10 protein-coding genes and 1 tRNA gene are annotated in these 8,221 nt (G+C 50.6%); 6 read left to right on the forward strand and 5 right to left on the reverse strand.

Annotation, left to right across the window (positions count from 1 at the left end; translation table 11 throughout):
• Positions 1–158: 158 nt before the first annotated feature.
• From ACNKIB_RS02180 to ACNKIB_RS02195, 4 genes are all read right to left on the reverse strand, one after another.
• Positions 159–235 (reverse strand) — tRNA-Pro (locus ACNKIB_RS02180).
• A 95-nt stretch (positions 236–330) separates the two neighbouring features.
• Positions 331–606, reverse strand: a complete 276-nt coding sequence (locus ACNKIB_RS02185) for an HU family DNA-binding protein (RefSeq protein ID WP_417908899.1) — start codon at positions 604–606, stop codon at positions 331–333.
• A 102-nt stretch (positions 607–708) separates the two neighbouring features.
• Positions 709–1,476: a TIGR00268 family protein gene (locus ACNKIB_RS02190; RefSeq protein WP_417908900.1), complete on the reverse strand. Its 768-nt coding sequence runs from the start codon at positions 1,474–1,476 to the stop codon at positions 709–711.
• A 48-nt stretch (positions 1,477–1,524) separates the two neighbouring features.
• Entirely contained in the window at positions 1,525–2,745 is a 1,221-nt protein-coding gene (locus tag ACNKIB_RS02195) for a homocysteine biosynthesis protein (RefSeq protein ID WP_417908901.1), read from the reverse strand.
• Positions 2,746–3,337: 592 nt separating this feature from the next.
• Between ACNKIB_RS02195 and ACNKIB_RS02200 the strand changes: the two genes are divergently transcribed.
• The 6 genes from ACNKIB_RS02200 (at position 3,338) to pheA (ending at position 7,978) form a co-directional block, all read left to right on the forward strand.
• Positions 3,338–3,580 (forward strand): hypothetical protein, encoded by a 243-nt coding sequence (locus ACNKIB_RS02200; protein WP_417908902.1) that lies wholly within the window; start codon positions 3,338–3,340, stop codon positions 3,578–3,580.
• Complete coding sequence (locus ACNKIB_RS02205; protein ID WP_417908903.1) at positions 3,577–3,783, forward strand: DUF2283 domain-containing protein; 207 nt, start codon at positions 3,577–3,579, stop codon at positions 3,781–3,783. Before ACNKIB_RS02200 ends, ACNKIB_RS02205 begins: the two co-directional genes overlap by 4 nt.
• Positions 3,784–3,875: 92 nt before the next feature.
• Positions 3,876–6,287, forward strand: coding sequence for a thrombospondin type 3 repeat-containing protein (locus tag ACNKIB_RS02210; RefSeq protein WP_417908904.1), 2,412 nt, complete (start codon positions 3,876–3,878; stop codon positions 6,285–6,287).
• A gap of 37 nt (positions 6,288–6,324) precedes the next feature.
• Positions 6,325–6,678, forward strand: coding sequence for a hypothetical protein (locus ACNKIB_RS02215; RefSeq protein WP_417908905.1), 354 nt, complete (start codon positions 6,325–6,327; stop codon positions 6,676–6,678).
• A 30-nt stretch (positions 6,679–6,708) separates the two neighbouring features.
• Positions 6,709–6,885 carry a hypothetical protein gene (locus ACNKIB_RS02220; RefSeq protein WP_417908906.1) on the forward strand — a complete coding sequence of 59 codons (177 nt, stop codon included), beginning with the start codon at positions 6,709–6,711 and terminating at the stop codon, positions 6,883–6,885.
• Positions 6,878–7,978, forward strand: a complete 1,101-nt coding sequence (gene pheA, locus ACNKIB_RS02225; protein ID WP_417908907.1) for a prephenate dehydratase — start codon at positions 6,878–6,880, stop codon at positions 7,976–7,978. Before ACNKIB_RS02220 ends, pheA begins: the two co-directional genes overlap by 8 nt.
• 109 nt (positions 7,979–8,087) lie before the next feature.
• Here the strand turns inward: pheA and ACNKIB_RS02230 are convergent.
• A partial coding sequence (locus tag ACNKIB_RS02230) for an IS3 family transposase (protein ID WP_417908910.1) occupies positions 8,088–8,221 on the reverse strand: 134 nt, incomplete at its 5' end.

The raw sequence follows: 8,221 nt of genomic DNA on the forward strand, positions 1-8,221 counted from the left end.
GGCTTGCTATGGCAGGCAAATGTGCAGGATTGGATGATCCTCTGGCAACGAGATAACTTGAGGATATTTTTTCTACTGCGGAAAACACTGATTCTTGAACTTACGCAGAACAAGGACTGCTCTGCTGAATACATGACCACTTGCTGCGACGCAGCAAATGGTCGGGAAGAGAGGATTCGAACCTCCGGCCCCAGCGTCCCGAACGCTGTGCTCTACCAGACTGAGCCACTTCCCGACCTAAATTTTCAGCTTTGTTACGGACGGAAGCAATATATTATGCTCTGCCCGTTTTAGCAAGAGAAAATCTGCTGAAATTTACACCCCACATCCTTAAACATTAACCGCTTCGGCCAGCTTGCTGCCTGCCTTAAATTTAGCCGAAGTCTTGGCCGGAATATCAATAGGCTCGCCGGTGCGCGGATTTTTGGTCTGGCGGGCAGAGCGTTTCACGGCAGAGAAGGTACCAAACCCCACCAATGTCACCTTGTCGCCTTTAGCCAAGGCTTCTGTGATGCTCATTAAAACGCTATTCAGAGCCTTTTCTGCGGCTGCTCTACTGATGTCAGCTGCTTCCGCCATTGAGTCAACCAGTTCTTTTTTGTTCATGTTCTGTCCTCTTTCTTTTTTTGACGTATCTGCTGCCCGCAGCAGACAAAAAAACAGCCCTTCCCGCAACAGCAGGCATTAAACAGGATAAAAAAACTTCTGTCAACGCCCATCAAGGTCAAGAAATATCTTTCCTGCGCCCCTGCTGTTTAGCAGATCGCAGACTGCCTGCCGCAGTGCCGGAAGGCAGAAGCGATCAAGGTCTTCCTGGCAGAGCTGGAGGCAGACTTTCGTCTCATCGAGCAGCCGCACCCGGCAGCCTTGGAAACCGCATTCAGCAGCAGCCTCTTCCAGCGCGGCAATTTGCGCCAGCCGCTCTGCCGTGATCTTCATGCCCTGCGGAATCCGGGTTGCCAAACAAGAGCCAGAAGGCTGATTCCAAGTTTCCAAACCCAGCTCGCGGCTTACTTCCCGAATCTCTGCCTTGCTGAGGCAGCAGTCAGCCAGCGGTGTTCGCACTCCCAGTTCAACAACTGCCTGCAGGCCGGGCCGTCCTTGCTCGCCCTGCTGAAGATCATCAAGATTGGTGCCGTCGAGCAGCACCTCAACGCTCTCCTCTGCCACCAGCAGCTCCAGAAAGCGGCTGTAGATCCGCCGTTTGCATAGATAACAGCGATCAGGTGGGTTGGCGATAAAATCTTCCCATTCTAAGGGCTGAAGATCGATGATCCGTAGGCGTACTGCCGGAAAGCCCTGCTGCTTCAGCCAGGAGACCGCCTGTTCCTGCTCTGCCTTGCTTTGCAGACAGGAACGGGCATGAAGGACAAGCACGTTGTCCGCACCTAGCGTATCTATAACGGCCCGCAGCAGGAAGGAAGAATCCACCCCACCAGAAAAGGCAATGCCGACCTTGCCTAGGCTGTGAAGCAACCTCTTGAGCTGCTCCACCTTTTCTCGAAGCGGCAGCACGACCTAGAGTTACTCCTGCGGCTCCGGCTTGTCAAAGGAAAAATCCGCCGAAGGGAAATAATCCACCGGTTCACCGAGATGGAATTTGCCCTGCTGGATCCATTCTTTTAAGGTCTCGGCAATCTTTCTGGCCTTAGCCAGCGAGGAGAGCGGCGCAGTCGCCACCTTTTTGCCTGCCACCTCAATTTCCCCGCTTCTGAGCTGGGCGTAGCTGACTTTGCCGTAAGTGCGGGCCACGCCGTTGGTGTAGTCGTAGCCGTAATCAACAACGTGGGTGAAGATTTCCTCGTCTGACACGCCGGTGAACTGCGCCATTTCCTCGTTGAGAATCGGAATCGGTACGCCCAGACCAACGGCCAGCGAGCAGCCGTAGCCTTGCAAACTGACTCCGCGCAGCCATTCTGCTGACATCTGCTTGAGATCACCCTGCACCATCATCGTGCCCGCCGGTCGGATTGGAACGCCATTCTCGCCGCGCGGGGCAGCTGGATTATGCTGGGTGCCGTTGAACGTCACATACCCCACGCCGCCGCCAAGGAAGATGCGCGTGCCGATACCAATAGTCCGATACAGCGGATCATTGAGCAGCGGACTGAGCTGGCCTGCGCTGCAATAGTTGGCATTGCGGCAGTTGGGCTTGAGCGTGCCCATGTAGGTGTAAACAATGCGGTCGGAGAGATTGACCGCGCAGTTGTAGTTCTGATAGCCATTGCGCGGATTGCAAAGCAGGGCGTAGGGCAGATCAGCCAAAGTCACTTCCTTGTGCATCTTGGTGTTGGCATAGCAGTCGGTCGGGTAGGCTTTCACCTCCAGCAGCACCTTTTTGCCTGCCACCAAGTCTTCAATGACGTGGCCGCCGCCATAGCGAAATTCACCCGGATAGACCTGATTGAGCGGGTCGTTCTCGGTCGGTTCGGTCGCGCCGATGTAGGCATCCACCGCCGCCAGCCCGGCGTATGCAGACACCTTGTTCATCCATACCTTCTGGCCCTTGATGGTCGGATTGGTCTGGCCGAAGTTGAAGAACATGCCGGAGGAGCACATCACCGAAAAGGTGCCGGTCGTGACCACATCGACCCGGCGGGCCGCCTCAACTGGGCCTTCGTTCCTGACGATATCCACCATCTCGTCCGCTGTGACCACCACCGCCTCACCCGCCTTGATCCGGGCGTTGATTTCCGCATAGGTCTTGTTGACTTGGAACGCCTTGCCTTGCTTGTGCTCGCTCATGTTTTGCTCCCTGCCCGCTTTTTTTCAGTTTTTTTGTTGCAAGTGCCGCCAGATGTTTTAGCATATCAAAAACATCTCACTATACCTGAACCCTGCGCGGCTCGCCAGCCGTTTTCCCAAGGCGGGAGATTTTCTGCCGACGAAGTGAACATGTGCCGGCAAAGAAGCGGCTTGATGAGTGCGCAGCGAAAGCTATAATTGGTCAAGCGTTTCTTTGTCACGGGCTGTTGCAGGAAAAAATCACGAGGCTGATGTTTTATCGCGGAGGCTTGCGTTAGAGTTGCAGGCTATTGATTTTTAATCGCAGGCACCGGAAGTAAGGAATCGTGGTCTTGCAGGAGAAAATCGGCGGCCCGCAGAAAAGAATCTAAGGGGCGTAGGACAACTTACGCTTATCGATTCTTCATGACGTGATGCGGATGCAAGGAAACAGGAGGATGCGATCATGCTGACGAACAGCGTTCTCAAGCTGCTTCAGGAAGCAGCAAGGCGCTTGCCAACCCTACGGCTGGTGGGAGAATGAAGGCGGGACCAAGTGATTGAAGTGGTGAAGTCGCCTGTGTATGATTGAATCATCCATCAAATTAGGTCGATGAAGACAACGCTTTATTTTGAATACGCCAGACAGCGGCCCGATCGGACCAGAATACACATCGAATGGATACAGCAGGTGATTGACTGCCCGGAGCGGATTGAAATTCAGGCGAACGGCAGAATCAAAAAATGGGCAAAGATTGTTAAGGAGAACAAATATCTGCGGATGATTCTGCTTGAAGATGGGGAAACAGTTCATAACGCCTTTTTCGACAGATCATTCAGAGAGGAAGAAGCATGAAAGTAAAATATTTCGCTGACACGGACACCGCGCTGATTGAATTCACCGGTAGGGAAATAGCTGAGACACGGGAGATCAGCGAGAATATCTATGTTGATTTTGATGAGAACGGGAACATGGTCAGCATGACGGTTGAGCACGCGAAAGCCAATGCTGGATTATGGGAGTTCTCGTATCAGGAGATGCCACTTGTGGCCGCGTAGGCCGCTGGGCAAGCGCATCGTCTTTGAAATGCACTGGGAAAGGATAGTTGGGGATTGCTTTGCGCCCTATAACTCTTCTGAGAGATATTTACATGACTGTAATATTATCAAAGAGCATTTTCGTTCAGCTATTGGCAATACTATTATTTAGTTCTTTCAGCTTCGCTAACATTTGCGACACAACCGAATGTGCAAGAGAGACAAAGCCTTATGCTGACCTGTCACGGTTTGTTTACACTGAAGGGAAGGAAGGAAATGGCTGGAAGCTCGTTAGAGATGAAAACGGTATCGTTGATTTCCATTGGCCTGTAGAGTATAAACTGGCTGTAATACTTCGTGAAAATTATGTATCAATTGATTTTGACAATGGATTTTATGCAGCGTTGTATCGAAATGAAAATAATGGGCAATATGCGCTTGCTTACAGGGGAACAGAACCAACTGATTCCGCAGACTGGGGAACAAATATCGCTCAACTTGTTGGGTGGAGCGATTTAATGAATATTTATGATCAATATAAACAAGCTGCTTATGCAGCAGAGACTGTAAAAAGTAAGTATTCAACTTCTGCAATACTGACTGGTCATTCATTAGGAGGAGGATTAGCAACTTGGGCGGCTCATAAAGAGGGCTTAAAAGCATATATATTTAACACGGCAAGAATTAATGAAAAATTTCAAGCTCAACTTGGTAATAACCCTGAATGCTCGATTAAATCATATATTGCTTATAGTGCTTCAATTGGGAGAGAACTAGTTTCTTCTGCTGGAGAAAAGACTTCACTGACAACTGATTATTTAGTACCCATACATGATAGCATGGATTTTTTTAACTATAAAAATATATTAGATATACATAAAATAAAGTTTATCAATGCTGCATTGATTTTTTATGCAAAAAATGGTGAAGATGCTACACCGCCTCCTCCGTCCTCAGTTCCTGGAGCTTGGCAAGAAAATTACATTTCCTCCCCCGGCGGCTCTCCTATCATTCAAAGTGTCTGGGGGTTGACTCCCGGAGGCACAGCCACTCTGAAAGTGCAATATACAGAGGTTGGCACCACCGAAACTATCGCTATTAACGCTAACGAGATTGACAGCAACGGGCATTGGAGCGTTTCGTATTCGCCAACTGCAAGCAAGCCAATCGGTCATTATCAATGGTGGGTGATAGACAACGCCACTAATAAAGAAACTAACAAAATTACTTATCAGATAGTCCGTCCTTACGTTGAAGGTGAAACGCCATGGTATGGAAATTATGGCGACGAGATCGTTGACAACACACCGCCTGCCCCTGAATGCCTGCCTGACTTTATCTCAAAGAGAGCGTGGATTACCAAAAGCGAGAATGGGGAAGATAAATATGTGTTTGAGTCGGGCGACAAGGCATGGATCAATGTCAAAGTGAAAAACGAAGGCTGCGCCAACAGTCCGCAGGATATAGACGTGTGGTATCTCCTCTCGAAAGGCGAGAAGGAAGATAATCATCATGATTGGGTGAAAGTCGGCACCGATACGATACGAGATTATGAACTTGCTGTCGGGCAAGACAAGTGGGAAAAAGAAGAATTCGCAGTTCCAACCGAGCCAGGGAAATACAACATTGTCGTTTGCGCTGATAGAGTAGCACTCTATGACAACGGTGACGGTGCAGTACGCGAAGAACATAAATCAAATGATTGCTCGACCGAAGCAGTCTTCACAGTTCTCCCAAAAAATAATGCTCCTGTCGGCTATTTTGACAGCGCAGATTGCAACTCTCTATCTGGCTGGGCAAAAGACCCAGATACTTCCAATCCTGTCTTTATTCGTTTCTACAAAGATGGGCCTATAGACACAGGCACCTATATCGGCAGCACCTTTGCCGATACGTATCGGGGCGATCTGCCCTATACTGATAAGAATCATGGTTTTTCTTTTCCTCTGCCGAATTCATTGAACGACGGCGCGGCACATCAAATCTATGCTTACGCCATTGACGATGCTGGCGGCACCAATCCGCTCCTAACCAATTCACCGAAAACAGTGCAGTGCGGCCTGACACCAGACCAGCTCGCCGCCGTCATGTCCGTGATCAACGAAATCCTCATGGAGGATGTGGACAGCGACGGAGACGGTATTCTTGACAGCCAGGACAACTGCCCGTCCGTCAGCAATGCAGATCAGAAGAACACAGACAGCGACAGCAGCGGCGATGCTTGCGACAGCGATGATGATAATGACGGTGTTCCTGATATATCTGACGCCTTCCCGCTGAATCCTAATGAATGGACGGATACTGATGGTGACGGTGTTGGCAATAACGCTGATCCTGATGATGACAATGACGGTGTTGCAGATGGACAGGATGCCTTTCCGCTTGATCCAAGCGAAAGCAAGGATGCGGACGGTGATGGCATCGGCGACAATGCCGATCCAGATGATGATAACGATGGTATTCCTGATGCGTTAGAAAATCAGGGCAATACGTTTCTTCCGGCTATTAAATTTCTCCTTCGGTGAAGGAGTTGCTAAGGGTGTATCAAACATGGAGGATAAAATGAAATCGTCTATTTTGCTGTTAGCTGCAATCATTGTTTTTTCCTTGAGCGAAAAGGCTTCGGCTGATTACGTTCCTGAGATAGTGTTTCAGAATGTCTATGTTCAGAGCAACTTATGCTACGTACAGAGCATTGCTGATATATCTAACACATGTTCTTTCTTTTCTTATCGTTTTAAGTTTGACACCTCAACGAGTCAAGGCAAAGCCATGTTGAGTGTAGTCTTGATGGCAAAAGCGTTAAATAAAAAGATCAGCGTTTGGTACAATAAATCCTCAGCTGTAGGAACAAACGAAACAAATGGCTGCACTACAGCAACAATGGCAGAAGCAACAGGCGTTGCTATTAATTAGCTATTTCAAAGACAAAATAAAGGAGGTACTATGTCGAGAACATTGACCTTGGAGCTGCCCGACGATATCTATCTTGCCTTGCAACGCATGGCTGAAAAACAAGGAAAAAATATCAGTCAGATTGTTCTTGAATTGATAGAAAATATGCTGACAGAAGATCAAGAGCTGCAAGCAAGCCCCATGAACTACCACCACGCCAATGGCTGAAACAAAACCCACCATCCCCCACGTCCGCCAGCGCATCGACGACATAGACGGCGCGATATTGTCCCTGCTTCAGGAGCGGCTTGACTGCGCCCTGACCATCGGCAGGCTGAAGAAAGAGGCCAATCTGTCGAGCTGGGACCCCCGGCGCGAGCGCGAAGTATATAAGCGTCTACTGGCCGAGAACAGCGGCAAGTTCCCGGACAACGCCCTGCGCAGCATCTTTCATGAGATTATGACCACCTGCCGCTTGGCGCAGAAGGACGTGGAAGTGGCCTTTCTGGGGCCGGAAGCCACTTTCTCGCATCTTGCGGCAGTGCGGTACTTCGGCCCTGCGGCGCAGTACCGCCCGGTTGCCTCCATTGAAGATGCCTTCTTGGAAGTCGAGAAAGGCCGGGTGCAGTACGGCATCGTGCCAGTAGAGAACTCCATTGAAGGCTCCATCGCCCTGACCTTGGACTCCTTCATGAAGTACAAGGTCATCATCTGCGGCGAGCTGCATTTGGCTGTGCGGCAGAACTTGCTGTGCAGCTCCGGCAATCTGAAGGACATTCAAATCGTGGCCTCTCATGCCCAGCCCTTGGCTCAGTGCCGGGAGTGGTTGCGCAAGAACCTGCCCGGCATTCCCACCTTGGATGTTTCCTCAACCGCTGCGGCAGCGCAGATGGCAGCGGACAATCCCAACATCGGTGCTATTGCCAGCGAATTGGCAATCAAGCACTACGATGTGCAGATCGCGGTGCCCAGCATTGAAGATCATCAGGGCAACACCACCCGCTTTCTGGTGATCGGCAATCATGCCCAGCCACGCAGCGGCAGCGACAAGACTTCGCTCCTGCTTGGCACAGCGGACAAGCCCGGCGCGCTCAACGAGGCCCTGAGCATCCTGTCGGCCAAGCACATCAACCTGACCAAGCTCGAATCAAGGCCGGTCAAGGGCAAGCGGTGGAAGTATCAGTTCTTTCTCGACCTGCTCGGTCACAGCGACGATCAGGTCATCCAAGAGGCCTGCAACGAGCTGCAACACATCTGCCCTTCGTTCCGTCTGCTTGGCTCCTATCCCAAGGCTGCGGAGCCTGAAGCGGAACACATCTAAATAGCCGACCTGCTGTGCATGAACAGCAGGTCAGCCACTTCACGCTGTCTTCACATCCAGAATGTCAACCAACTGACCTGTCTTCGCAATAGCGGACACGTATTATTCCCTAAGTAGCCCTTTTGAAGAAGAGCGGCTCGTAGTTGTCTGGCGACTGATAACTGATCGCCGAATGCCGCCGTTGGCGGTTGTAAAAGCCTTCGATGTACCAAAAGATTCGGCTTTGTGCTTCTGCTCTAGCCC

The organism is Candidatus Electronema sp. PJ (assembly GCF_048287395.1).
In the GTDB taxonomy this organism is placed as follows: domain Bacteria; phylum Desulfobacterota; class Desulfobulbia; order Desulfobulbales; family Desulfobulbaceae; genus Electronema.